Origin of the sequence: Sphingomonas sp. SORGH_AS_0950 (genome assembly GCF_030818415.1) — a bacterium.
GTDB lineage: Bacteria > Pseudomonadota > Alphaproteobacteria > Sphingomonadales > Sphingomonadaceae > Sphingomonas.
Window position 1 is genome coordinate 3,288,067 of record NZ_JAUTAE010000001.1, and the last position, 23,814, is coordinate 3,311,880.

At 66.5% G+C, this 23,814-nt stretch carries 22 protein-coding genes; 11 read left to right on the forward strand and 11 right to left on the reverse strand.

All coding sequences use genetic code 11. The features are described from left to right. The first annotated feature begins 21 nt into the window (after positions 1-21). Entirely contained in the window at positions 22-408 is a 387-nt protein-coding gene (locus QE385_RS14855) for a hypothetical protein (protein WP_307103107.1), read from the forward strand. Between the two features lie 132 nt (positions 409-540). Here QE385_RS14855 and rdgB read toward each other — a convergent pair whose 3' ends face one another. Both rdgB and rph read right to left on the reverse strand, forming a co-directional pair. Further along, on the reverse strand, positions 541-1,167 hold the full coding sequence (gene rdgB / locus QE385_RS14860; RefSeq protein WP_307103108.1) for an RdgB/HAM1 family non-canonical purine NTP pyrophosphatase: 627 nt from the start codon (positions 1,165-1,167) through the stop codon (positions 541-543). Further along, positions 1,164-1,880 carry a ribonuclease PH gene (gene rph, locus QE385_RS14865; protein ID WP_307103110.1) on the reverse strand — a complete coding sequence of 239 codons (717 nt, stop codon included), beginning with the start codon at positions 1,878-1,880 and terminating at the stop codon, positions 1,164-1,166. The genes rdgB and rph overlap by 4 nt, the downstream gene beginning before the upstream one ends. Before the next feature lie 289 nt (positions 1,881-2,169). Here rph and hrcA point away from each other — a divergent pair, with 289 nt between their 5' ends. Both hrcA and grpE read left to right on the forward strand, forming a co-directional pair. Next, entirely contained in the window at positions 2,170-3,210 is a 1,041-nt protein-coding gene (gene hrcA, locus QE385_RS14870) for a heat-inducible transcriptional repressor HrcA (protein ID WP_307103112.1), read from the forward strand. 12 nt (positions 3,211-3,222) lie between these two features. Next, the gene (gene grpE / locus QE385_RS14875) at positions 3,223-3,768 is read left to right on the forward strand and encodes a nucleotide exchange factor GrpE (protein WP_307103114.1); all 546 of its coding nucleotides are present in this window, start codon (positions 3,223-3,225) and stop codon (positions 3,766-3,768) included. 222 nt (positions 3,769-3,990) lie between these two features. Here grpE and QE385_RS14880 read toward each other — a convergent pair whose 3' ends face one another. The 3 genes from QE385_RS14880 to QE385_RS14890 all read right to left on the reverse strand — a co-directional run bounded on the left by QE385_RS14880 (position 3,991) and on the right by QE385_RS14890 (position 7,453). Continuing rightward, the gene (locus QE385_RS14880; RefSeq protein WP_307103116.1) at positions 3,991-4,449 is read right to left on the reverse strand and encodes a vgr related protein; all 459 of its coding nucleotides are present in this window, start codon (positions 4,447-4,449) and stop codon (positions 3,991-3,993) included. Between the two features lie 70 nt (positions 4,450-4,519). Beyond that, positions 4,520-6,601 carry a LamG-like jellyroll fold domain-containing protein gene (locus QE385_RS14885; protein ID WP_307103117.1) on the reverse strand — a complete coding sequence of 694 codons (2,082 nt, stop codon included), beginning with the start codon at positions 6,599-6,601 and terminating at the stop codon, positions 4,520-4,522. Positions 6,602-7,021: 420 nt separating this feature from the next. Then, entirely contained in the window at positions 7,022-7,453 is a 432-nt protein-coding gene (locus tag QE385_RS14890; RefSeq protein WP_307103119.1) for a copper chaperone PCu(A)C, read from the reverse strand. Between the two features lie 179 nt (positions 7,454-7,632). Here QE385_RS14890 and dnaK point away from each other — a divergent pair, with 179 nt between their 5' ends. The 4 genes from dnaK to QE385_RS14910 all read left to right on the forward strand — a co-directional run bounded on the left by dnaK (position 7,633) and on the right by QE385_RS14910 (position 12,379). Next, positions 7,633-9,531 carry a molecular chaperone DnaK gene (dnaK, locus tag QE385_RS14895; protein WP_307103121.1) on the forward strand — a complete coding sequence of 633 codons (1,899 nt, stop codon included), beginning with the start codon at positions 7,633-7,635 and terminating at the stop codon, positions 9,529-9,531. Between the two features lie 165 nt (positions 9,532-9,696). Next, on the forward strand, positions 9,697-10,830 hold the full coding sequence (gene dnaJ / locus QE385_RS14900; protein WP_307103123.1) for a molecular chaperone DnaJ: 1,134 nt from the start codon (positions 9,697-9,699) through the stop codon (positions 10,828-10,830). Positions 10,831-10,998: 168 nt separating this feature from the next. Continuing rightward, entirely contained in the window at positions 10,999-11,781 is a 783-nt protein-coding gene (locus QE385_RS14905) for a hypothetical protein (protein ID WP_307103125.1), read from the forward strand. Between the two features lie 85 nt (positions 11,782-11,866). Next, a complete protein-coding gene (locus tag QE385_RS14910; RefSeq protein WP_307103127.1) occupies positions 11,867-12,379 on the forward strand; it encodes a thioredoxin family protein in 513 nt (170 codons plus the stop codon). Positions 12,380-12,610: 231 nt separating this feature from the next. Here the strand turns inward: QE385_RS14910 and purB are convergent, their stop codons facing one another. Then, entirely contained in the window at positions 12,611-13,924 is a 1,314-nt protein-coding gene (purB, locus tag QE385_RS14915; protein ID WP_307103129.1) for an adenylosuccinate lyase, read from the reverse strand. A 215-nt stretch (positions 13,925-14,139) separates the two neighbouring features. On the opposite strand from purB, the gene QE385_RS14920 reads away from it, so the two are divergent. Then, on the forward strand, positions 14,140-14,598 hold the full coding sequence (locus QE385_RS14920) for an EF-hand domain-containing protein (RefSeq protein WP_307103132.1): 459 nt from the start codon (positions 14,140-14,142) through the stop codon (positions 14,596-14,598). A 299-nt stretch (positions 14,599-14,897) separates the two neighbouring features. On the opposite strand, the gene QE385_RS14925 is transcribed toward QE385_RS14920, so the two are convergent. The 5 genes from QE385_RS14925 to QE385_RS14945 all read right to left on the reverse strand — a co-directional run bounded on the left by QE385_RS14925 (position 14,898) and on the right by QE385_RS14945 (position 17,450). Then, positions 14,898-15,503, reverse strand: a complete 606-nt coding sequence (locus QE385_RS14925) for a 50S ribosomal protein L25/general stress protein Ctc (RefSeq protein WP_307103134.1) — start codon at positions 15,501-15,503, stop codon at positions 14,898-14,900. Between the two features lie 122 nt (positions 15,504-15,625). Further along, positions 15,626-16,513, reverse strand: coding sequence for a TraB/GumN family protein (locus QE385_RS14930; protein ID WP_373424677.1), 888 nt, complete (start codon positions 16,511-16,513; stop codon positions 15,626-15,628). 41 nt (positions 16,514-16,554) lie between these two features. Further along, entirely contained in the window at positions 16,555-16,989 is a 435-nt protein-coding gene (locus QE385_RS14935; protein WP_307103138.1) for a hypothetical protein, read from the reverse strand. Beyond that, entirely contained in the window at positions 16,986-17,165 is a 180-nt protein-coding gene (locus QE385_RS14940) for a hypothetical protein (protein ID WP_307103140.1), read from the reverse strand. Before QE385_RS14940 ends, QE385_RS14935 begins: the two co-directional genes overlap by 4 nt. Positions 17,166-17,246: 81 nt before the next feature. Continuing rightward, on the reverse strand, positions 17,247-17,450 hold the full coding sequence (locus QE385_RS14945; RefSeq protein ID WP_261269196.1) for a helix-turn-helix transcriptional regulator: 204 nt from the start codon (positions 17,448-17,450) through the stop codon (positions 17,247-17,249). 246 nt (positions 17,451-17,696) lie between these two features. Between QE385_RS14945 and QE385_RS14950 the strand changes: the two genes are divergently transcribed. The 3 genes from QE385_RS14950 (at position 17,697) to ppdK (ending at position 23,658) form a co-directional block, all read left to right on the forward strand. Continuing rightward, a complete protein-coding gene (locus tag QE385_RS14950; protein WP_307103143.1) occupies positions 17,697-18,536 on the forward strand; it encodes a glycine--tRNA ligase subunit alpha in 840 nt (279 codons plus the stop codon). A 160-nt stretch (positions 18,537-18,696) separates the two neighbouring features. Beyond that, on the forward strand, positions 18,697-20,871 hold the full coding sequence (glyS, locus tag QE385_RS14955; protein ID WP_307103145.1) for a glycine--tRNA ligase subunit beta: 2,175 nt from the start codon (positions 18,697-18,699) through the stop codon (positions 20,869-20,871). Positions 20,872-20,997: 126 nt separating this feature from the next. Next, on the forward strand, positions 20,998-23,658 hold the full coding sequence (gene ppdK, locus QE385_RS14960; RefSeq protein ID WP_307103147.1) for a pyruvate, phosphate dikinase: 2,661 nt from the start codon (positions 20,998-21,000) through the stop codon (positions 23,656-23,658). Positions 23,659-23,814 lie beyond the last annotated feature (156 nt).

The following is a 23,814-nucleotide window of genomic DNA, read 5'->3' on the forward strand; positions in this document are numbered from 1 at the left end:
CGCGGCAAAAGGAACGGCGCAATGGCGAATCCCTATGATCCGATGGCGTGGATCGCCTTCTGGAGCGCGCCCGCGCGTTTCGCGGTGATGGCCGGGGAGGCGATGCTGAGCGCGCAGAGCGTGATCGCGACCCGCATGGGGGCGATGGCGACGGGCACGTCCTCGGTCGCCGAGATGACGCTGATGGTCAGCGAGAAGGTGAAGGCGTTCGACCAGTCGGCGCAGGTCTGGAACCGCGATCAGGCCGCGCTGACGCGTCTGTCGCGGCACGATCCGCGCGGCGGGATCATCGATGCGTGGGAGTCGATGGCCCGCGCCATGCTGATCGGCGCATCGATGCCGGTCCAGGCGATGGCGCCGGTGCACAAGGCGGTGACCGCGAACCAGAAGCGGCTGGCCAAGGGGTAGCCGATTTCCTCCCCTGCAAGGGGAGGGGGACCATGCGCAGCATGGTGGAGGGGTGTCACCCTATCGAGAGCGCGACACCCCTCCGTCAGCCCTTCGGGCTGCCACCTCCCCTTGCAGGGGAGGAATAGAAGGTCAGAACACCGCCTTCACCAGCTGGCCGAACGCGTCGGCGCGGTGGCTGATGCGGTTCTTTTCGTCTTGGTCCATCTCGGCGAAGGTCTCGCTATAGCCGATCGGTTGGAAGATCGGGTCGTAACCATGGCCCTTGTCCCCGCGCGGTGGCCAGACGATGGCGCCGTCGACGCGGCCCTCGAACCATTCGACATGCCCGTCGGGCCAGCCGACTGCCAGCGCGCAGATGAAATGTGCCGAGCGCGCCATGTCCGGTTCCTCGTTCAGCCGATCCTCGACCGCGCGCATCGCCATGGCAAAGTCCTTTTCCGGCCCCGCCCAGCGCGCCGAGAACAGCCCCGGATCGCCGCCCAGCGCCTCGACGCAGAGCCCACTGTCGTCGGACAGTGCGGGCAGGCCGGACAGGTCCGCCGCCGCCAGCGCCTTCAGTTCGGCATTCGCGACGAAGGTGGTGCCGGTTTCCTCGGGCTCGGGCAGGTCCAGGTCGGCGGCCGCAATCACCTCGACGCCGTAAGGCGCGAGCAGTTCGCGGAATTCGACGATCTTGCCCTTGTTGTGGCTGGCGAGGACCAGCTTGCCGGGTTCGAGCTTGCGGATCGCCTGGCGGCCGTTTCCTTCGCCGCTCATGCGCGGATCGCCTGTTCCTGCGCCGCGAAGATCTCGGTGCAGCCCATGCGCGCCAGGCGGAGCAGGCGGAGCAGCGCCTCTTCGTCATAGGTGGCGTGCTCGGCGGTCGCCTGGACCTCGGCGATATGGCCGTTCTCGATCAGCACGAAATTCGCATCGGCATCGGCGTTTGAATCCTCGATATAGTCGAGGTCGAGGACCGGGGTGCCCTTATGGATGCCGCACGACACGGCGGCGACCTTGTTGCGAATCGGGTCGCTGGTCAGCTTGCCCTCGGCCATCAGCTTGTTCACCGCCATGCGCAGCGCGACCCACGCGCCCGAAATGGCGGCGGTGCGGGTGCCGCCATCGGCCTGGATCACGTCGCAGTCGATGGTGATCTGCCGCTCGCCCAGCGCCTTCAGGTCGCAGACGGCGCGCAGGGAGCGGCCGATCAGCCGCTGGATCTCCTGGGTACGGCCCGACTGCTTGCCCTTGGCCGCCTCGCGGCTGCCGCGCGTATGGGTGGCGCGGGGGAGCATGCCATATTCGGCCGTGACCCAGCCTTCGCCCTTGCCGCGCAGGAAGGGGGGCACGCGCTCCTCGACGCTGGCGGTGACGAGCACCTTGGTATCGCCGAACCCGATCAGCACCGAACCTTCGGCGTGGCGGGTGAAATTCGGCTCGATGGTGATGGGACGCATCTGGTCGGGCATCCGGCCGGACGGGCGCATAGTCTTCTCCTTGTTCCTTGACCCCAGCCCTAACCGGCCCCCGCGACTTGCGCCAGAGACCAAGGTGTCGATCGGAAGACACTCCTCTTCTCTCTGCGTCCTCTGCGCCTCTGCGCGCAAAAAAGAAGAATGGTTCACGCGGAGGCGCGGAGACGCGGAGGAAGAACCAAGCAATCTCCGCGTCTCCGCGTGAGAAAATTTCGCGCAGAGGCGCAGAGGGCGCGGAGAAGAAGGGGAGTGTCTCCCGATCGCGGTTGAGCGGCGTGCGGGGAATGCCTACATTTCCGGCATGGTCACGCCACCGATCACCGAGCTGACCGACCGGGCGCGCGATATCTTTCGCGTGGTGGTCGACAGCTATCTCACCAGCGGCCAGCCGGTGGGGTCGAAGACCATTGCGCTGTCGGGGATCAACCTGTCGCCGGCCTCGATCCGCAACGTGCTCCAGGAACTGGAGGAGCGCGGGCTGCTGGCCGCGCCGCATACCAGCGCGGGGCGGATGCCGACCGATATCGGGCTGCGGCTGTTCGTCGACGGCATGATGCACGCGATGGAGCCCAGCATCGAGGAGCGCGCCGCGATCGAGGCACGCGCCGCGCGCTCCGGCCCGGTCGAGGAGGCGCTGGCGGCGACGACGGCGGTGCTGTCGGGCCTGTCGGCCTGTGCGGGGCTGGTGATGGTGCCCAAGCGCGAGATGAAGCTGCGCTCGATCGGCTTCGTGCCGCTGTCGCCGACCCAGGCGCTGGCCGTGCTGGTCGCGGAGGACGGCGCGGTCGAGAACCGGGTGCTGGAGCTACCGCCGGGCATGACGCCGTCGGCGCTGGTCGAGGCGGGCAATTATCTGTCCGCCACGCTGGCCGGGCTGACGCTGGGCCAGGCGCGCGAGCGGCTGGAGCGCGAACTGGCGGCGGGGCGCGCGGCGCTGGACGGGGCGGCGCGCGCGCTTGTCGAACAGGGGCTGGCGGTCTGGAGCGAGGACGGCAATCGTCGCCCGATCCTGATCGTGCGCGGGCAGGGGCGGCTGATCGATGCGGCCGCCGCCGCCGATCTGGAACGGGTGCGCGACCTGCTCGACGATCTGGAGGGCAAGCAGGAGATTGCCAGCCTGCTCGATTCGGCGCGTGCGGGGGATTCGACCCGCATCTTCATCGGCGCGGAGAACAAATTGTTCGCGCTGTCGGGATCGTCGGTGATCGCGCGACCGTTTCGCGGGCTGGACGGCCAAGTGGTCGGCGTGGTCGGCGTAATTGGCCCCACGCGGTTGAACTATGCCCGCGTCGTGCCCATGGTGGATTTCACGGCGGCAACGCTCGCCCGCATGATGGGCTGAACAGGGATTATGATGAGCGAGAACACGACCAACGCACCCCAGACCGACCTGCGTGAGGAAACGGCCGAGGCCGCGCCCGAAGTGGCGGGGCAGGACCGTCTGGCCGAGCTGGAGAACCAGCTGGCCGAGGCCAAGCAGCAATATCTCTATGCCCAGGCCGAGAATCAGAATGTCCGTCGTCGTGCCGAGAAGGAAGCGGCCGACGCACGCAATTACGCCGCGACCGCATTCGCGCGCGACGTCCTGTCGGTCGCCGACAATCTCCAGCGCGCGCTGGCGGCGATTCCGGCCGATCTGCGCACCGACGACAAGTGGAAGGGCCTCGTGACCGGCCTCGACGCCACCGGCCGCGAGCTGGACAGCGTGCTGGGCCGCCACGGCATTACCAAGATCGAGGCGATGGGCCAGCCGCTCGACCCCAATCGGCACCAGGCGATGATCGAAATGCCGTCCGACCAGGAGCCGGGCACGATCGTGCAGGAGATGCAGGCGGGCTATATGATCAAGGACCGCCTGCTGCGCCCCGCGCTGGTCGCGGTGGCGAAGAAGCCGGACTGATCGGTTCCGGAGGAATGACGAGGGGCGGGCCGGTTGGTCCGCCCTTTTTTGTTGGGGGTTTCGCGGCTATCCCTCCCCCATCCCCTTCCGCTCGCGGGAGGAGCGTGCTCGCGGTCACCGCAAGCGATTCTTTCGGGGGTTAACCCGACGTGGCCACGCAACGCGCCCCTCCCGCAGGCGGGAGGGGATGGGGGAGGGCCCCGCCCCAAGGGCAAACGCCCGCTAATCCCCCCGAAACGGCACCAGCGTCTGATACTGCGCCAATGGCGGCGCCCCCGCGACCACCGCGCCGCGCTTGAGCAGAAAGGCATGGCGGACGATCTCCGCCTGCTGCTCGATGCCATAGCGACCAAAGGCCTGTCCCGGCTTCAGCGCATAGCCGTACCGGCAAAAGGGATGGCGCTTCAGCGGCAGGAAGATGCCCCGCTGGTGCTGCCAGATATGCACCATCTCATGGATGAACAGCCCCTGCTCATGGAGCGGGCAGGCGCCGAAATCCTCGCGCCACAAATCGCCCCTGGGGTGGAAATGGATGCAGCCGGTGGGCGCCATCACCGTGTCGCGCGGTTGGAAGAAGGCCCATTTGGTCGGGGACAGCCGCACCTTCGCATAATCGATCGCATCGCCGAAGACGGACCGGGCCAGTCGTTCCTCGCCGGGGGTGAGCATGCGCTTGGTCATGGGGACCAGATGGGGCACGTCTGGCGAAGAGGGAAGGGGCGGGCCACCATCGCGGCCCGCCCCCGATCGATCAGCTCCGCCGCGCGGTCAGCCACTGGCTGTTGGTCAGCGGCTTGGCGACGATGCGGACCTCGCCGATATGGCCGAAATAGCCGTCCTTGCGCGCGCCGTCCCACCAGGCGGCACCCAGCACCCAGGGCATGTCGGCGGCCAGCGTCGCGATGCCGACCTGGCCCGCGCTGTTGCGCAGGACGGGGGCGCCGTCGACATAGAGGATCGTCTCGTTCGCCACCGGATCGTTGACGATCGCGATGTGGTACCAGGTGTCGACCATCACCTCGCCCGACCAGTTGGCCTGCGGATAGCTGGTGTTCGAGGACGGCACGACCTCCCACTGGATCTCGCGCAGCGACGAGATGGCGAACAGTACCGGCGGCGATTCCCGGTCGCCCCCGGCAAAGCCCGGCAGCTTGCCGCGATTGCCGTTGCGGGTCAGGATATTGCCCCAGCGGTGGTTGGTCACCGTCCAGTTGGCGTCGATCTTGATGAACGCCTCGACCGTATAGCCCGCGCCGAAGGTCGCGGCGTTGATCGGCGCGGTGGTGGCGGTCGCGAAGGCGCTGCTGCGCGCGGTCACCTTGTCGGTGTTGCGGAAGCGGACGCTGCCCAGTGCCGAGGACAGGCGGTGGCGGTCGGTCGACCAGACCACGTCCTCGACCATCGCCGGACCCGACAGCGGCACGCGCGCCATGGGGTTGCGGCCGGTCACGTCGGGCAGCGTCTCGCCGACCTGGACGATCTTGCCGTCGACGATGCCGCTCGCCACGCGCCAGTGCGCGGCGGTCTCGGCGATCTTGGGATAGTCGTCGGCGTCGCGCGGCAGCACCTCGGCGGGGGCGGCGGGCTCGGTATAGCCGTTCAGCAGCGCCGAGCGGACGCGCGGCAGGATCGGCACGCCCGCCGTCATCTCGGTATAGGCAAAGCCCGGCAGGAAACGGGCGAAGCGCTTCTTGAAGTCCATGCTGATCGTGAAGCGGTTGTTCGCATCGTCCAGCACCGCGCGGTCGAACTGGTTGAGAGTCGCCTTGGGCTTCTGGACCACCCAGGGCGAGAAGCTCATCACGTCGATCTTGTTGGCCGAGAAGTCGATCTCGTACAGCCGCATCATCGCGTTGCCGCCCTGATAGGCCATCTGGTAATCGACGACCATCTCATGGACCGGATTGCCGAAGTCGTTGGTCTTGGTGAGCAGCGCGGCACCGTGGTGATGGCCGTTCAGCGTCATGAAGATCTGATCGTTGTCGCGGATCAGGTTGTTCCACAACATCAGGCCGTAATCGGTCTCCAGCGGGCTCTTGCCGTCCTTGTCGATGTTGAGCAGCTGGTGGTTGGCCAGGATCACGGGCAGGGTCGGGTTGCGGCGGATCGCGTCGCGCGCCCACAGGATCCCGGCGTCCGAGATGCGCCAGGACAGCGACAGCACCATGAACGTCACGCCGTACATCTCGAAGATGTGATATTCGTGGAAGCCGGTGCGGTCGCGCTCGCGGAAGGTCGTCTGGGCCTGCGCGCGTGAGGTCGGGAACCAGTTGAGATAGGGCTCGGCCGACAGGGTGCGCTGGCTGTCGGTGCCGTTCTGCTGGTCGGCGGGGATGTGATAGTCGACGTCGTAAAGAACGTCGTGATTGCCCGCCAGGATCGAATAGGGGATGCGCGCCGTCTCCAGCCGCTTCATCGCGGCGTCGGCCACCGCCCACTGCGCGGGCTTGCGCACCTGATCCACCACGTCGCCCAGATGGATGACGAAGGGGATCGCATAGGATTTGGCGTTGTCGACGATCCACTGGGTCTGCGCGGCGAAGGGCTCGGAGCCATATTTGCGCTGGAACTGGCGGTTCTCGTCATTGGTCGCATAGCGCGAATAGAATTGCGTGTCGGGCAGCACCGCGATCGAGAAGCTGGTGGTGCCGACCGGCGTAGCGGCGGCCGTTCCGGCGGTCGTGGTCGGCCTGGCGTTCAAAAGCGCATCGTCGTCGCACCCCGCCAGCGCCCCCGTCAGCGGCAGCATCGACAGACCCGCAGCGCCGCGCAGCAGCGTCCGCCGGTCGGCGATCCGCCGCAGGCTGAACCGGGTGTCGTTCGTATCGGACATGGTCAAAATTCCCCCATTTCTGGCTCGTTCGAGCCAGCGGGGCGCGCTGTATGGCGCTTGTTTGACACATGAAGGACCGCTTCATTACCGATTTAGGTCGATGCTCGAAAAATAAATCAGTCCGCCGTCATTTTTTGGTCATCGGGGGGAGGCGGGTCGTCCCCAGAGCCGATCGACATTCACGATTGCGTCTTCTTTCCCTCTCCCCTGGACAGGGGAGAGGGTTAGCGGAGCTTGCCAGCGCAGCTTGGGTGAGGGGTTGAGCGAGCCCAAAGGCTCACGCGCTCGCTTCGCGATCGCCTACCCCTCACCCAGCTCCGACTAAGCCTTTGCTACGCAAAGACTAAGTCTGCGCAACCCTCTCCCCTCTGCGAGGGGCGAGGGAAGGAAAGGCATGGCTGAATGTCGATCGGCCCTGGCTTATTCCGGCGCCGGATCGCCCGCCCCGATCACCCGCGCCCCCTGGCGCAACCGGGTGCCGTCCGCAAAGGACAGGAGCAGCGACAGGATGCGTCCGGGCTTCACGCCGGGGTTCATGTCGTACAGCATGACATGCCGTCCGCCGGGGGCGAAGGCGACGGTTCCTCCGGCGGGGATGGGGACGCGGTCGACCTTCTTCATCGCCATCCCGCCTTCATGCATCTCGCTGGTGATCGCGACGTCGCTGCTGACCGAGATCAGGTCGACGGCCTTGGGGCCGCCATGGACGATGAAATAGGCGGCGGCGGGGCGGCCGGGCACGGCGGCCAGACGGACCCAGCCTTCCTCGGCGTAGAGTTCCGGCTTTTGCGCGCATCCCGTCAGCGTCGCCCCGGCGAGCGCACAAAGGCCCAGAAAAACGGCGCGACGCATGATGAACCCTCTCGTTTCGGCAAATCCCGAGACCACACTAGGTTCCATCCAATCTTGCGGCAACGGATCGCCCACCTATATCCGGCCAGTGAACGGGGTTTTCGGGTTGCCGCTTTCGGGACCGGCGAACCCCGGCATTGGACTTCCAGACTATGTTCTTGAGGGGCATTTAGAGACTTATGGCAAAAGTGATCGGCATCGACCTCGGCACCACGAACAGCTGTGTCGCTGTCATGGAGGGCGGCAAGCCCAAGGTCATCGAGAATGCGGAAGGCGCGCGCACCACGCCGTCGATCGTCGCCTTCGCCAAGGATGGCGAGCGCCTGATCGGCCAGCCCGCCAAGCGCCAGGCGGTGACCAACCCCGACAACACCATCTTCGCGGTGAAGCGCCTGATCGGCCGCCGCTATGACGATCCCGTCACCCGCAAGGACACCGAGCTGGTCCCGTACGCCATCGCGCGCGGTCCGAACGGCGACGCATGGGTGAATGCGGGCGGCAAGGATTACAGCCCGTCGCAGATCAGCGCCTTCACGCTCCAGAAGATGAAGGAAACCGCCGAATCGTACCTCGGCGAGACGGTGACCCAGGCGGTCATCACGGTTCCGGCTTACTTCAACGACGCGCAGCGCCAGGCGACCAAGGACGCCGGCCAGATCGCGGGCCTCGAAGTGCTGCGCATCATCAACGAGCCGACCGCGGCGGCACTGGCTTACGGCCTGGAGAAGCAGGACGGCAAGACGATCGCGGTCTATGACCTTGGCGGCGGCACGTTCGACATCTCGATCCTCGAGATCGGCGACGGCGTGTTCGAGGTGAAGGCGACCAACGGCGACACCTTCCTGGGCGGCGAGGACTTCGACAACAAGATCGTCGACTTCCTGGCGTCGGGCTTCCAGAAGGAAGAGGGCATCGACCTCACCAAGGACAAGCTGGCGCTCCAGCGTCTGAAGGAAGCGGCCGAGAAGGCGAAGATCGAGCTGTCCTCGGCCCAGTCGACCGAGGTCAACCTGCCCTTCATCACCGCCGACCAGAACGGCCCGAAGCACCTGGTCAAGTCGATCACCCGCGCCGATCTGGAGCGTTTGGTCGAGGACCTGATCCAGCGCACGCTGGAGCCGTGCAAGAAGGCGCTGGCCGATGCGGGCATGAAGGCCGACGAGATCGCCGACGTGGTGCTGGTGGGCGGCATGACCCGCATGCCGCGCGTCCGTGAGGTCGTGAAGAACTTCTTCGGCAAGGACCCGCACACCGGCGTGAACCCCGACGAAGTCGTCGCCATGGGCGCGGCGATCCAGGCGGGCGTGCTGCAGGGCGACGTCAAGGACGTGCTGCTGCTCGACGTGACCCCGCTGTCGCTGGGTATCGAGACGCTGGGCGGCATCATGACCAAGATGATCGACCGCAACACGACGATCCCGACCAAGAAGAGCCAGGTCTATTCGACCGCCGACGACAACCAGAATGCGGTGACGATCCGGGTCTTCCAGGGCGAGCGCGAGATGGCGCAGGACAACAAGCTGCTGGGTCAGTTCGACCTGGTCGGCATTCCCCCGGCGCCGCGCGGCGTGCCGCAGATCGAGGTCACGTTCGACATCGACGCCAACGGCATCGTCAACGTCTCGGCCAAGGACAAGGGCACCGGCAAGGAGCAGCAGATCCGCATCCAGGCCTCGGGCGGTCTGTCGGACAGTGACATCGACCAGATGGTCCGCGACGCGGAGAAGTTCGCGGAAGAGGACAAGAAGCGTCGTGCCGAGGCCGAGGCCAAGAACAACGCCGAGTCGCTCATCCACACCACCGAGCGTCAGCTGGCCGACAATGGCGACAAGGTCGACGCGTCGCTGAAGTCCGAAATCGAGGCGGCCATCGCCGAGACCAAGACGGCGGTCGAGGGTGGCAACCCCGACACCATGAACGAGAAGGCGCAGGCCCTCGCTCAGGTCGCGATGAAGCTGGGCCAGGCGATCTACGAGAAGCAGCAGCAGGCCGAGGCTTCGCCCTCCGCCGATGCCGGTGCGGCCAAGCAGGACGATGTGGTCGACGCCGAATTCTCGGAAGTCGACGAGACCAAGTAAGGCTGTCGGCCCGGTCTGCCTGTCGGCGGGCCGGGCCTTCGGTTGCTGTTGAGAATACCGCCTTTCGGGGCATGAAGTGGCGAAGCGCTTGGGCGTCCGCTCCGTCCGGCCTGACGGCACGGTCGGTCGGCGGGCCACGCACAGGCGGACGGGGCGAGACCGGGCATGAGCACGACGATCGACTATTATGAACTGCTCGAATGCGAGCGCACCGCGGACGATGCGACGATCAAGTCGCGCTACCGCAAGCTGGCGATGCAGTACCATCCGGACCGCAATGCGGGCTGCAAGGACTCCGAGGCCAAGTTCAAGGCGATCAGCGAAGCCTATGACTGCCTGAAGGACCCCCAGAAGCGCGCGGCCTATGACCGCTATGGCCATGCCGCGTTCCAGCAGGGCATGGGCGGCGGTGGCGGCGGCCATGGCGGGCAGGATTTCGGCGCTTTCTCCGATATTTTCGAAAGCGTCTTCGGCGAATTCATGGGCGGCGGACGCGGCGGCGGGCGCCAACAGCCCCGGCGCGGCGCGGATCTGCGCTACGACATGGAAATCTCGCTGGAAGAGGCGTTCCATGGCAAGTCGACCGAGATCACCATCGACGTCTCGGCCGCGTGCGACACCTGCGACGGCACCGGCGCCAAGCCCGGCACCAGCGCCAAGACCTGCCAGCATTGCGGCGGCCATGGCAAGGTCCGCGCGCAGCAGGGCTTCTTCGTGGTCGAGCGGACCTGCCCGGTCTGTCAGGGCGCGGGCCAGATCATCGCCGATCCGTGCCCCGATTGTCGCGGCGACGGCCGCATCGAAAAGACCAAGACGCTGTCGGTCAACATCCCGGCGGGCGTCGACGAGGGCACCCGCATCCGCCTGACCGGTGAAGGCGAGGCGGGCGCGCGCGGTGCACCTGCAGGCGACCTCTATATCTTCCTCCACGTCAAGCGGCACGCGATCTTCGAGCGGGAGGGTACGACCCTGTTCGCGCGTGCGCCGATCAGCTTCACCACGGCGGCACTCGGCGGGGCGTTGTCCATCCCCGGCCTCGACGGGCGGATGCACGAGATCAAGATTCCGGCGGGCATCCAATCGGGCAAGCAACTCCGCCAGCGCGGGGCGGGCATGCCCGTCCTGCAAGGGCGCGGCACCGGCGATCTGGTCATCCAGATCGAAGTCGAGACGCCGACCCGGCTGTCGACCCGCCAGCGCGAATTACTCGAACTGTTCCGCGAAACCGAGACCGGGGACGAATGCCCTGAAAGCCAGGGCTTTTTCGCCAAGTTGAAGAGTGTCTTCGCGGGCGAATAAGCAAGGTTTTCCGTCGATTGACATTGTCAGACGGTGCGGGGCCGGGATGATCATCCATCCCGGCCCTGTTGACTCCCGAGCAGGGCGGGAGTCATGATTGTCGCGCGACTTTGACAAGGAAGTCCTGCGATGCGTCACCTGCCTGGATGCTTGATCGCCCTCGGTGCGATGGTGTTGGCACCTGTCGCGGCGCAAGCTGTTCCATCCCGGAAAGTCGAAAAGATCATTCTGCCGGATGCGGGATCGTCCGACGAGATCATCGTCCAGGCGCTCAGCCTTCCGCGCGACGCCTTGCCGGTCAATGTCCGCTGGGCCCCGGTCGACAATACGCAGGTCAACATCGCCTATGAGCGCGCGGACCAGTTCCTGGCCTGTGCTTTCGACAAGGCCAGCCGGGACTGGCTGCGCAAGGCGGTCGAAGGGCCCCCGTCGCTGGCCAGCACCGAATATGCGCAGGGCATGGTCATCGTCACCAACTGGGGATGTTATCCGCCGCTGGGATCGAGCCCGCCGTGGAACCCCGCGCTGGCGGGACAGGACATCCTCCATCGCGGAATCCTGCTCGAGCGGACGTTGCGCGCCTTTGCGCCGGATGCGTCGCTCGATGCCGCGCAGACCTTCGATCCGGTGGTACGCGCGCGCTTCCGCAAGGTGGAAACCGACCATAATCGCTATCGGCAAAATCCGGAGAAATCGGGGTTCGTCGTGGCCGCCTGCCTGGTTCAGACCCAGCCGGTCCTCGCGACCCGGCTATTCCACGCGCCGCAGGGCAGCGATCTGGTCCGGGGGCTGGAACAGGCGATGCTCATCAATGCGCCCGAGTGCCTGGAGGGGGTGAAGAAGCTGAGCGTCGAGCCGACCACGCTTCGGGTGTATCTGATCGATGCCTTTTACCGCTGGCTGCTCGCCGCACGGAACGTGCCGACGCTGATCCCGGCCAGTGGGGCATAGGCGCGGCGTCCAGCCCCCAAGCAAAGCCATATTGCATTGCGGCGACGGTCGCGCTCCAATGGCAGCCATTAGGATGGAGATTGTCATGTCGCCGTGGAAAGCCGCTTTGCCCCTTCTTGCTGCGTGCGCGCTGCTCCCCGCCGCCGCGCCGGTCGCCGCGCCGCGCGTCGGGATCGCCAGTTTTGAGGCGCTGCCCAAGCCCCTGCCGCTGCCCTATCATGCGGGCGACGCCAAGGCGGCCATCGCGACGGCCCGCGCGCGAGCGGTCAAGGCGCACAAGCGGGTGCTGATCGATCTGGGCGGCAACTGGTGCCTCGACTGCCGCCTACTGGCAGGAGTGATGGAGTCGCCGAAGATGCGGCCCTTCGTCGCCCGGCATTTCGAGGTGGTGACGGTCGATGTGGGTCGGTTCGACCAGAATATGGATGTCCCGGCCTCTTACGGCATCACCGGGCGGCTGGCGGGCGTGCCCGCGGTGCTGATCGTCGATCCGAAGACCAACAAGCTGGTCAATGCCGGGCGAGAAACCGCGCTGGCCGATGCGCGGGCGATGACGCCGCAGGCGGTGGCGGACTGGCTGGCGCAGTGGGTGGGGTGAGGGGGCTCACGGCCGGTTGCCTGATTCCGCCTGATTGACGGCGGGGAGGCGCAACGGCCGTTTGCCTTCTTTGCTGCCCGGGTTCCCTCCCCCAGCCCCTCCCGCTTGCGGGAGGGGAGAGGAAAGAGGGTAAACGCTTCCCCAGGCAACTCCCCTCCCGCAGGCGGGAGGGGTTGGGGGAGGGGAGTCCGTCTCGGCGGGACAAGCCGCCAATAGGACTCCCCCGACCGATTACGCGCCGAACACCCGCGCGAAGATCGTGTCGACATTCTTGTAATGGTAATCGAGGTCGAACCGCGCCTCGATCTCCTCGGGCGACAGCGCCGCCGTCACGTCCGCATCGGCCTTGAGCAGTTCCATCAGCGACAGTTCGCCGTCGGACTCCCATACCTTCATCGCATTGCGCTGGACGAGGCGATAGCTGTCCTCGCGGCTCACGCCCGCCTGGGTCAGCGCCAGCAGGACGCGCTGCGAATGGACCAGGCCACCCATCTTGTTGAGGTTCTTCTCCATCCGCGCCGGATAGACGACCAGCTTGTCGATCACGCCGGTCAGGCGGGCGAGCGCGAAGTCGAGGGTGATGGTCGCGTCGGGGCCGATATAGCGCTCGACCGAGCTATGGCTGATGTCGCGCTCATGCCACAAAGCGACATTCTCCAGCGCCGGGGTGACATAGCCGCGCACCATGCGGGCCAGGCCGGTCAGATTCTCGGTCAGCACCGGGTTGCGCTTGTGCGGCATCGCCGACGAGCCCTTCTGGCCGGGCGAGAAATACTCCTCGGCCTCCAGGACCTCGGTGCGCTGGAGGTGGCGGACCTCGGTCGCCAGCCGCTCGATCGAGCTGGCGATGACGCCCAGCGTCGCGAAGAACATCGCATGGCGGTCGCGCGGGATGACCTGGGTCGAAACGGGCTCGACCGTCAGGCCCATCTTCTCGGCGACATGGGCTTCGACACGCGGGTCGATATTGGCGAAGGTGCCGACCGCGCCCGAGATCGCGCAGGTGGCGATGTCGGCGCGCGCCGCGACCAGGCGCGCGCGGTTGCGGTCGAACTCGGCATAGGCTTGCGCCAGCTTCAGGCCGAAGGTGACCGGCTCGGCATGGATGCCATGGCTGCGGCCGATGGTCGGGGTCAGCTTGTGCTGATAGGCACGGCGCTTGATGACGGCGAGCAGCGCGTCGAGATCCTCGATCAGAATGTCGGAGGCGCGCGCCAGCTGCACGGCCAGGCAGGTGTCGAGCACGTCGGACGAGGTCATGCCCTGGTGCAGGAAGCGCGCCTCCGGCCCGGTCCGCTCGGCGACATGGGTCAGGAAGGCGATAACGTCGTGCTTGGTCTCCGCCTCGATCGAATCGATGCGCGCGATATCGAAATCGCCCGCCGCCTTGTCGGCTTCCCAGATGCGCGCGGCGGCTTCCTTCGGCACGACGCCCAGCTCGGCGAGCGCGTCGGTGGCGTGCGCCTCGATCTCGAACCAGATGCGGAAACGGGTCTGGGGATCCCAGATCCGGGTCATGGGAGCACGGGAATAGCGCGGAATCATCGGGGCACCTTCAGGTCGTGGAAACGGCACGGCTTACCGTGCACTCCCTCTCGGAATCACGGTGTGCCGTGCCGTTAGCAGGGACGAGCCGAGCCTTCAAATCCGAAGATGCAAACCCCATATGGTCAAATGCCGAACGGGATCGTATCACTAAAGGCGAAGATGCGTTTCCGGTCTTCATAGTCATCGATCGACCAGAGTAAGGGAGAGACGAGATGATGAAATATGCTTTTCTTGCCGGTGCCATGATGGCGTCTGCTCCGGTGCTTGCGCAGGTTGCCCCCGCCCCCGCCCAGACCACGCCGGCGGCGCCGCAATCGGCGACGACAACCACGGCTGATCCGATGCAGGCCGCCACGCCGTCGGCGGAACCCGCCGCGCCCGCCCAGGCGGCCCCCGCCGAGGGCCAGGTCCAGGCGACCGGCAGCCAGATCGCGCAGGTCGTCGACACCCAGTTCCCGACCTATGACAAGGACGGTGACGGCCAGCTGAACAAGGCCGAGTTCACCCAGTGGATGGTTGCGCTGAAGGCGCAGACCGACCCGTCGACCAAGGCCGAGTCGCCCGCGACCAAGAAATGGGTGGGCACCGCCTTTGCCCAGGCCGACACCGACAAGAGCAAGAAGGTGTCGAAGACCGAGCTGACCGGCTTTCTGAGCCAGGGTCAGGGCTGAGCCGGAACACCCCCTCCGTTCCTACGATTCCCCGAGCGGGGATGAGCGGGGCCGTCGGACCATCAGGTTCGGCGGCCCTTTCCCATTCCTCCCTATCTTTGATGGGGAGGGGGACCGCGCCCGCAGGGCGTGGTGGAGGGGCGTTGCCGGTCCGTCACCACCCCTCCACCATCGCTGGCGCGATGGTCCCCCTCCCCAAGCAGAGCTTGGAGAGGAATAGGGCACGAAAAAGGGCAGGGGCGTCGCCGCCACCTGCCCTGATTTTCGTTCGCTCGCTCGTGAGAGAGAGCGAGGCCGGATCAGGCCTCTTCCGAACCTTCCGACGCATCGGCCGCTTCGTCCGCGGCGGTCGGAACCGTCGGCGGAACGATGGTGGCGATCGCGAAGTCGCGGTCGTCGATGGCGGGCTCGGCGCCCTTGGGCAGCTTCACGTCCGAGATGTGGATCGAGTCGCCCACGGCCAGACCCTTCAGCGAGATGCTGATTTCGGTCGGGATGTTGGCGGCGTCGACGACCAGCTCGATCTCGTGGCGGGTGATGTTCAGCACGCCGCCCTGCTTGACGCCGCTCTCGTCCTCGTCGGTGAAGACGACCGGAACGGCAACCGTGACGGTCTCATGCTCGCCGATGCGCAGGAAGTCGACGTGCAGCGGGCGGTCGGTGACGGGATGGAACGCGACGTCCTTCGCCAGCGTGCGCTGGCCGTCCACCATGATGACCGAGGTGAAGAAATGACCGGTCATCAGCGCCTTGACGAGCGCCTTCTCTTCGAGATGGATCGACGCGGCGGCCTTGTTCTGGCCATAGATCACGGCGGGGACGCGGCCTTCACGACGCAGCGAACGGGAGGCTCCCTTGCCAACCTGATCGCGCGTCTCGGCGGCGAGCGTAAGGGTGTCGCTCATTCCAGTAACTCCGAAACAAAAGGGATATAGGTTCCCGATCACGCCTCCAGGGATGACCATGACCGGAAGCGGGGGCGCATAGCCGCAAAGGCGGCAAAAGGCAAGGTGTCGGCCGCCGCGCCTCAATAGGCGATGCGCTGCGCCTTGATCCCTTGCTTGGCGAGTTGCGCCTGGACGCTGTCGTCCCCGGCCAGATGGCCCGCGCCGACCGCCATGAAGATCGTGCCGGGCTTGGCCAGCCGCTGCTTGATCCAGCGCGCCCAGCGGCCGTTGCGGTCGGTCAGCAGCGTCTTGGCGACCTCGGGCGAGTCCTTCAGGCTCTCGTTCATGTCGCGGGCCAGCGCGTCGGGGTCGCCATGCGCCCATTCGTCGACCATCTTCGCCATTTCCTCGCCCGCCTTGGGCAGCTCGTCCACGGTCGAGGTCAGGAACTCGATCTGCGCCTTGGGCGACAGGCCGTTGAAATAGCCGATCTGCTGCTCGGCGGTCTCCAGCCCCTCGACCGGCTTGCCCTCCGACCTGGCGGCTTCGGTCAGCACCTTTTCCGGCCCGTTGGCGGGATCGTACCCCTGTTTCTGGAGCGGCGCGATCGACAGGGTGACGGCGGCGAGCCATGGCTTCATCCGGTCGAATGCCTGGGGCGGCGCCCCCAGATCGGCGATCGCCTTCAGATAGGCGCCGCGCTTGTCGGCGGGCAGCTGTTCGGTCAGCGTGGGGCCGGTGGGCGAGAAGCCGTTCTTCAGCACGATCTGCTGCATCGTCGCCTTGTCGGGCTCGACCATTTCCAGGACCAGCTGGTCGGATTTGTCGAAGGCGGTCTTCACCGCCTCGTCGAACCAGGTCAGGCCGGGCTTCAGCACATGGATGGTGCCGAACAGATAGATGGTGGTGTCGGCATCCTTGACCACCCACAAGGCGGGGTCCGCGTCATTGGGGGCTTGGGCGGGCTTGCTCTGCGCGCAGGCGGGCAGCGCCAGCATGAGGGCGAGCGAGGTGAGGGCGGTCTTCATGATCGTCTTCATGGGATCGGGCTTTCGGAAAGGGAAGGGGATCAAATGTACTTGCGCCACAGCCAGACCAGGCCGGCGACCGCGAGCATCGCGCCGTACACCCATTCGATCTGCACCGGGGGCAGCACCCCGCCGCGCCACAGGAACCACCAGACGGGCACGCCCAGGCCGACCGTGTAGAAGCTGGCGACCGCACCGTCGCGGTAAGCCTGGCGTTCGTGCTCGTCGACCACCCGATGCCAGCGCCATGAGATGATGGGGATGACCACGCCCCAGATCAGCGCCATCAGCACGGCGAACCAGAGCGGCAGTGGGGAGGACCACAGGTCTGGGCGGGCTGCACCCTGCGGCTGTTGTAAAACGATCAGCGCGGTCGACAATCCGGCGATCCCGCCGACGGCGCCGGATATGGCAAGTAGGCGGTGATTGGCGCGTTCGCTCGGTCCCTTGGCGATGCGCGAAGCATTCATGGTCATGGCCGCACCTCGATGGAAAGATGGACGGAGAAATGCGGAAGCGCGGCCTTGGGGGCGGCCTGCATCTTCGGGCGGAACGTGTCGAACGCGATCCCGCCCACGCGACCGGCGCCCCAGCCGAGCAGCGACAGCGCGATGCCGGTCCCGATCACCGTGTGGGTCAGGCGGCGGCTCATGACCGCACCCGGCGGATCAGATAGGCTGGGACTTCGCCGGGCTTCATCCGTTCCGGTTCCTGCGGATCGCAGTCCGGCGACTCACTCACCATGATGCTCGTCATCGAAAATCTCCTCGATGGGCATGTCGAACAGGCGCCCGATGCGGAAGGCGAGCGGCAGCGAGGGGTCGTATTTCCCCGTCTCGATGGCGTTGACGGCCTGTCGCGACACGTCCAGCCGCCCGGCGAGTTCCGCCTGGCTCCAGTTGCGTTCGGCGCGCAGCACCTTGAGGCGATTTTTCATGTCCACCTCCTCTTGCATGGCAACCTCCCTTTGTCACCCGTGCATGACGGAATGTCAGGTGACCATGACAAAGTGACAGTGAGTCGTGACCATGTCAACAAGACCTGACAAAATATCATGCTTGGTTGACTGGCGGCATGGCGGGTGCGGCGGCTCGCCTTGACCGCGAAGGGGGCATGAGCCAAAGCCTGCCGCGTTATGCTGACCCGGAACGGACCCCCGGAAGGACCACTTTCCTTCCAGCGCATGATCCTCACCCTCCATGACTATTGGAGCGAGCGCGGATGCGTGATCCTGCAACCCTATGACATGGAGATGGGGGCGGGCACCTTTCACCCCGCGACCACGCTGCGCGCGCTGGGTCCGGATTCGTGGAACGCGGCCTTCGTCCAGCCCTGCCGCCGCCCGACCGACGGCCGCTATGGCGAGAACCCGAACCGGCTCCAGCATTATTACCAGTATCAGGTGATCCTGAAGCCCTCGCCCGCCGACCTGCAGGACCTGTATCTGGGCAGCCTCGCCGCGATCGGCGTGGACATGGCCAAGCACGACATCCGCTTCGTCGAGGACGATTGGGAAAGCCCGACCCTGGGCGCCTGGGGCCTGGGCTGGGAAGTCTGGTGCGACGGGATGGAGGTGACCCAGTTCACCTATTTCCAGCAGATGGGCGGTTACGACATGAAGCCGGTCGCGGGCGAGCTGACCTATGGGCTCGAGCGTCTGGCCATGTACATCCAGGACGTCGACAACGTCTATGACCTGCGCTTCAACGATGCGGGCGTGAGCTACGGCGACGTGTTTCTCGAAAACGAGAAGCAGATGTCGACCTGGAATTTCGAGGTGGCCGACACCGAGACGCTGTTCGACGCCTTCCGCAAGGCGGCGGCCGAGTGCGAACGCTGTCTGGAGGCCAAGCTGCCCATCCCCGCCTATGAACAGGCGATCAAGGCCAGCCACACCTTCAACCTGCTGCAGGCGCGCGGCGTGATCTCGGTGGCGGAGCGCCAGGCCTATATGGGCCGCGTCCGCGATCTGGCGAAGGGCGCGTGCGGCGCCTGGATGGAAAAGAACGGATGGGCGGCGTGATCCCGCACCCCATTCCTCCCCAAGCTGGGCTTGGGGAGGGGGACCATCACGAATGTGATGGTGGAGGGGCCGCCGCTTCAGCGGCGGATGCCCGCCGCCCCCTCCACCGGCTGCGCCGGTCCCCCTCCCCATCAGAGATGGGGAGGAATTGAGAGTGACCATGACCGATTTTCTGCTCGAACTCCGCTCCGAAGAAATCCCCGCCCGGATGCAGGCGGGCGCGCGGGAGAATCTCGCCAAGCTGTTCGCCGCTGAACTCGCCAAGGCCGGTCTGTCGGCGGGTGAGATCGTCACCTATGCCGGCCCGCGCCGCCTGGCGCTGATCGCCAAGGGGCTTCCGTCCGCGACCGAGGCGGTGTCCGAGGAAGTGAAGGGCCCGCGTGCCTCCGCCCCGCCCCAGGCGCTGGAGGGCTTCCTCCGCAAGACCGGGCTGACGCGCGAGCAGCTGACCGAGCGCGACGGCGTGCTCTTCGCGATCACCGAAAGGCCTGGCCGCGCCACCGCCGAGGTATTGGCCGAGGCGATCCCCGCGATCGTCCGCGCCTTCCCCTGGCCCAAGTCGATGCGCTGGGGGGCGGAGTCCGCTTCGACCGAATCGATGCGCTGGGTCCGCCCGCTGCACGCCATCGTCGCGCTGTTCGGGGCTGAGGTGGTGCCGTTCGAGATCGCCGGGATCACCAGCGGCAATGTCACGCGCGGTCACCGTTTCCACGCGCCCGCCGAGATCGTGCTGACCGGAGCCGACGCCTATGTCGAGCAGCTGCGCGGCGCCAAGGTGCTGGTCGATCAGGACGAGCGTGCCGCGATCATCCGCGAGCGCGCGTCGGCGCTGGCCGCCGAGGCAGGGCTGGAACTGGTCGAGGACGAAGGGCTGGTTGCCGAGAATGCCGGGCTGACCGAATGGCCGGTGCCGCTGCTCGGCCGCTTCGACGAAGCCTATCTCGACGTGCCGCCGGAAGTCATCCAGCTCACTGCGCGGGTGAACCAGAAGTACTTCGTCTGCCGCTCCGGCGACGGCAAGCTGGCAAACGCGTTCGTCTGCACCGCCAATATTGAGGCGAGTGATGGCGGGGCAAAGATCGTCGAGGGTAATGGCAAGGTGCTCGCCGCCCGCCTGTCCGACGCGCGCTTCTTCTACGAGACGGACCTGAAGACCAAGCTCGACGATCTGCGGCCCAAGCTGGAAAAGATCGTCTTCCACGAAAGGCTGGGCTCCGTCGCCGACAAGGTGGAGCGGGTGGCCAAGCTGGCCCGCTGGCTGGTCGAAGAGGGGATCGTCACCGAGTCCCCCTCCCGCAGGCGGGAGGGGCTAGGGGAGGGGCGTGCCCCGGGCGACGTCGCCAGCGGAACTGTCCCCCCCCCATCCCCCCCCGTGAACGGGGGGGGCGAGCTTGCCGATCTGGCGGAGCGCGCCGCGTATCTGGCGAAAGCCGATCTGGTCACCGGCATGGTCGGCGAGTTTCCCGAATTGCAGGGCCTTATGGGTGGCTATTACGCCGCCGCTCAGGGCGAGGACCCGCGCGTCGCCGAGGCGGTTCGCGATCACTATAAGCCGGTCGGTCAGGGCGATGATGTCCCCACCGCGCCGGTGACGGTGGCCGTGGCGCTGGCCGAGCGCCTTCATACGCTTGCGGCATTTTTTGAAGCGGGGATTGAGCCGACTGGATCAAAAGATCCGTTTGCACTTCGCCGTGCAGCACTTGGAACCCTTCAGCTCATTCTCACTAATGGCCTTCGATTCAGGCTTCGCCGCGTGTTTGAGATTGTTCTGGCCAATAATCGGTATGGGCAGACCTATCTTACGGAGGAGCCGACACTCGGAAAGCTCCTCGATTTCTTCGCCGACCGCCTCAAGGTCCAGCAACGTGAGGCAGGCGTCCGTCACGACCTGATCGACGCGGTCTTCGCTCTCGGCGGGGAGGACGACCTCGTCCGCCTGCTCGCCCGCGTCCGCGCGCTGCAAGCCTTCGTCACCACCGACGACGGCACCAACCTGCTCGCAGGCTATAAGCGCGCCGCGAACATCCTGAAGAAGGAAGGCGTCGAGGGCGACCAGGGCTGGACCGCGCCGACCTACACGCCCGAACCCGCCGAGGCCGATCTGATCGCCGCGCTCGACGCGGCCGAGCCCAAGGCGGCCGAGGCGGTGAAGGCCGAGGATTTCGAGGCCGCCATGGCCGCGCTCGCCTCGCTTCGCGCGCCGATCGACCGGTTCTTCGACGATGTCACCGTCAACGACGCCGACCCCGCCAAGCGTGTCGCGCGCCTCGCGCTGCTCGCCCGCGTCCGGGCCGCGGTGCATACGGTGGCGGATTTCTCGAGGATCGAGGGATGAGGTAACGGCCGGATCGGGAAAGCAATTCTGACGTTCCTGTCTTCCCCTCCGGCAAAACCGCCTTATTAAGACCGACGCCTGTGTCCCCAGGGCGTCGGACGATACGACCAGTAAAGGATCGAACCGATGACCTATGTTTACCGCTTCGGCGGCGGCGTTTCGGACGGCGGTAAGGGGGACAAGAACCTGCTCGGCGGCAAGGGCGCGAACCTGGCCGAGATGGCGTCGATCGGCCTGCCGGTGCCGCCGGGCTTCACCATCTCGACCGCGATGTGCACCCGCTATTACGAGGATGGCGAGCAGTTTCCGCAGGAGCTGCGCGACGAGGTGGCCGATGGCATCGCGCATATCGAGGCGGTGACGGAAAAGCGCTTCGGCGATCCCGAAAACCCGCTGCTCGTCTCGGTCCGCTCGGGCGCGCGGGTGTCGATGCCGGGCATGATGGACACGGTGCTGAACCTCGGCCTCAACGACCAGACCGTCGAGGGGCTGGCGAAGAAGGCGGGCGACGAGCGTTTCGCCTGGGACAGCTATCGCCGCTTCATCCAGATGTATGCCGATGTGGTGCTGGAGCTGGATCACGGCGCGTTCGAGGAAGCGCTGGAGATCGCCAAGGAGGATAATGGCTTTACCCTCGACACCGAGATGTCGGCCGCGGACTGGAAGGCGCTGGTCACGACCTATAAGGGGCTGGTCGAGGAGCAGTGGGGCAAGCCCTTCCCGCAGGACGTGCAGGACCAGCTCTGGGGCGCGGTCGGCGCGGTGTTCGGGTCGTGGCAGTCGGAACGCGCGAAGGTCTATCGCCGCCTGAACGACATTCCTGCCGACTGGGGCACCGCCGTCAATGTGCAGGCGATGGTGTTCGGCAATATGGGCGACACCTCGGCGACGGGCGTGGCGTTCACGCGAGACCCTTCCAAGGGCGACCGAGCCTATTATGGCGAGTTCCTGATCAACGCGCAGGGCGAGGATGTGGTCGCGGGCATCCGCACGCCGCAGTACCTGACCAGGGCCGCGCGCGAGGAGGCGAAGGCCAAGCCCGCCTCGATGGAAGAGGCGATGCCCGAGGTGTATGCGGAGCTGGCCGCCGTCTTCGACCGGCTGGAAAACCATTACCGCGACATGCAGGACATCGAGTTCACGGTCGAACAGGCCAAGCTCTGGATGCTCCAGACCCGCTCGGGCAAGCGCACCGCCAAGGCGGCGCTGAAGATCGCGGTCGACATGGCGAATGAGGGCCTCATCACCCGCGAGGAAGCGATCGCGCGGGTCGATCCGGCGGCGCTCGACCAGCTGCTCCACCCGACGCTCGACCCGAATGCCAAGCGCGACGTGCTGACCAAGGGCCTGCCCGCTTCGCCGGGTGCGGCCTCGGGCAAGGTGGTGTTCGACGCCGATGCCGCCGAGCGCGCGGCGGCGGCGGGCGAGGCGGTGATCCTGGTCCGCGTCGAAACCAGCCCGGAAGACATCCACGGCATGCATGCGGCTAAGGGCATCCTGACCGCGCGCGGCGGCATGACCAGCCATGCGGCGGTCGTGGCGCGCGGCATGGGTCGTCCTTGCGTCTCGGGCGCGGGTAGCCTGTCGATCGACAACAAGGCGAAGCTGCTACGCGTGGGTTCGCGCGAGGTGCGCGAGGGCGACATCCTGACGCTCGACGGTTCGACCGGCGAGGTGATGGTCGGCGCGGTGGCGACCGTCCAGCCCGAGCTGGCGGGCGATTTCGGCACGCTGATGGAATGGGCCGATCAGGTTCGCCGCCTGAAGGTCCGCGCCAATGCGGAAACCCCGCTCGACTGCCAGACCGCGCGCGATTTCGGCGCGGAGGGCGTCGGCCTGTGCCGGACCGAGCATATGTTCTTCGACGCCGCGCGGATCACGGCGGTGCGCCAGATGATCCTGGCCTCGGACGAAAAGGGCCGCCGCGTCGCGCTCGACAAGCTGCTGCCCGAACAGCGCGCCGACTTCACCGCGATCTTCGAGGTGATGGCGGGCCTGCCGGTGACGGTGCGGTTGCTCGACCCGCCGCTGCACGAATTCCTGCCGCAGCAGGAGGCCGAATTCGCCGAGGTTGCGACGGCGGCGGGCGTGGATGTGGATACGCTGAAGCGCCGGGCGAGCGAACTGCACGAGTTCAACCCGATGCTCGGCCATCGCGGTTGCCGCCTGGGCGTGACCTATCCGGAGATTTACGAGATCCAGGCGCGGGCGATCTTCGAGGCGGCGCTGGACGTCGCGGAGAAGTCGGGTGAAGCCCCGATCCCCGAGGTCATGATCCCGCTGGTCGCCACGCGGCGCGAGCTGGAGCTGATGAAGGCAGTGGTCGACAAGGCCGCGCAGGCCGTGTTCGCCGAGCGGGGCAAGACGGTCGAATATCTGGTCGGCACCATGATCGAGCTGCCGCGCGCCGCGCTGAAGGCCGGGGAAATCGCCGAGGTGGGCGAGTTCTTCTCCTTCGGCACCAACGACCTGACCCAGACGACGCTGGGCGTCAGCCGCGACGATGCGGCGCGCTTCCTGGGCGCCTATGTCGAGAAGGGCATCTACGCCAAGGATCCGTTCGTCAGCCTGGATGTCGATGGCGTCGGCGAACTGGTCAGCCTGGCCGCCGAGCGCGGCCGCGCGACGCGCCCCGGCATCAAGCTGGGCATCTGCGGCGAGCATGGCGGCGATCCGGCGTCGATCGCTTTCTGCGAGCAGGTCGGGTTGGATTATGTCTCGGCCAGCCCGTACCGGGTTCCGATCGCCCGGCTCGCGGCGGCGCAGGCGGCGTTGAAGGCGCGGTAATCGTCCACGGGGAGGGGAGCGGTTCGCTGGGCGCCTTCCCTCCCCCATCCCCTCCCGCCTGCGGGAGGGGCGTGCCTAGGGGCGCGGGCAGCGTACATCTCGATCGCGTTGCACGGTACAATCGGTGATTTGGGGCTGAATGCGCCCCAAGTCCCT

What these genes read in the sequence shown, in the direction of transcription:
- ppdK (WP_307103147.1), top strand. Translation starts at nt 20,998, where the DNA reads ATGACCTATGTTTACCGCTTCGGCGGCGGCGTTTCGGACGGCGGTAAG.
- purB (WP_307103129.1), bottom strand. Translation starts at nt 13,924, where the DNA reads ATGATTCCGCGCTATTCCCGTGCTCCCATGACCCGGATCTGGGATCCC.
- QE385_RS14935 (WP_307103138.1), bottom strand. Translation starts at nt 16,989, where the DNA reads ATGACCATGAATGCTTCGCGCATCGCCAAGGGACCGAGCGAACGCGCC.
- QE385_RS14885 (WP_307103117.1), bottom strand. Translation starts at nt 6,601, where the DNA reads ATGTCCGATACGAACGACACCCGGTTCAGCCTGCGGCGGATCGCCGAC.
- QE385_RS14855 (WP_307103107.1), top strand. Translation starts at nt 22, where the DNA reads ATGGCGAATCCCTATGATCCGATGGCGTGGATCGCCTTCTGGAGCGCG.
- QE385_RS14930 (WP_373424677.1), bottom strand. Translation starts at nt 16,513, where the DNA reads ATGAAGACCGCCCTCACCTCGCTCGCCCTCATGCTGGCGCTGCCCGCC.
- QE385_RS14890 (WP_307103119.1), bottom strand. Translation starts at nt 7,453, where the DNA reads ATGCGTCGCGCCGTTTTTCTGGGCCTTTGTGCGCTCGCCGGGGCGACG.
- QE385_RS14950 (WP_307103143.1), top strand. Translation starts at nt 17,697, where the DNA reads ATGATCCTCACCCTCCATGACTATTGGAGCGAGCGCGGATGCGTGATC.
- QE385_RS14945 (WP_261269196.1), bottom strand. Translation starts at nt 17,450, where the DNA reads ATGAAAAATCGCCTCAAGGTGCTGCGCGCCGAACGCAACTGGAGCCAG.
- QE385_RS14910 (WP_307103127.1), top strand. Translation starts at nt 11,867, where the DNA reads ATGTCGCCGTGGAAAGCCGCTTTGCCCCTTCTTGCTGCGTGCGCGCTG.
- rph (WP_307103110.1), bottom strand. Translation starts at nt 1,880, where the DNA reads ATGCGCCCGTCCGGCCGGATGCCCGACCAGATGCGTCCCATCACCATC.
- QE385_RS14925 (WP_307103134.1), bottom strand. Translation starts at nt 15,503, where the DNA reads ATGAGCGACACCCTTACGCTCGCCGCCGAGACGCGCGATCAGGTTGGC.
- QE385_RS14880 (WP_307103116.1), bottom strand. Translation starts at nt 4,449, where the DNA reads ATGACCAAGCGCATGCTCACCCCCGGCGAGGAACGACTGGCCCGGTCC.
- QE385_RS14920 (WP_307103132.1), top strand. Translation starts at nt 14,140, where the DNA reads ATGATGAAATATGCTTTTCTTGCCGGTGCCATGATGGCGTCTGCTCCG.
- dnaK (WP_307103121.1), top strand. Translation starts at nt 7,633, where the DNA reads ATGGCAAAAGTGATCGGCATCGACCTCGGCACCACGAACAGCTGTGTC.
- glyS (WP_307103145.1), top strand. Translation starts at nt 18,697, where the DNA reads ATGACCGATTTTCTGCTCGAACTCCGCTCCGAAGAAATCCCCGCCCGG.
- grpE (WP_307103114.1), top strand. Translation starts at nt 3,223, where the DNA reads ATGAGCGAGAACACGACCAACGCACCCCAGACCGACCTGCGTGAGGAA.
- QE385_RS14905 (WP_307103125.1), top strand. Translation starts at nt 10,999, where the DNA reads ATGGTGTTGGCACCTGTCGCGGCGCAAGCTGTTCCATCCCGGAAAGTC.
- hrcA (WP_307103112.1), top strand. Translation starts at nt 2,170, where the DNA reads ATGGTCACGCCACCGATCACCGAGCTGACCGACCGGGCGCGCGATATC.
- rdgB (WP_307103108.1), bottom strand. Translation starts at nt 1,167, where the DNA reads ATGAGCGGCGAAGGAAACGGCCGCCAGGCGATCCGCAAGCTCGAACCC.
- dnaJ (WP_307103123.1), top strand. Translation starts at nt 9,697, where the DNA reads ATGAGCACGACGATCGACTATTATGAACTGCTCGAATGCGAGCGCACC.
- QE385_RS14940 (WP_307103140.1), bottom strand. Translation starts at nt 17,165, where the DNA reads ATGAGCCGCCGCCTGACCCACACGGTGATCGGGACCGGCATCGCGCTG.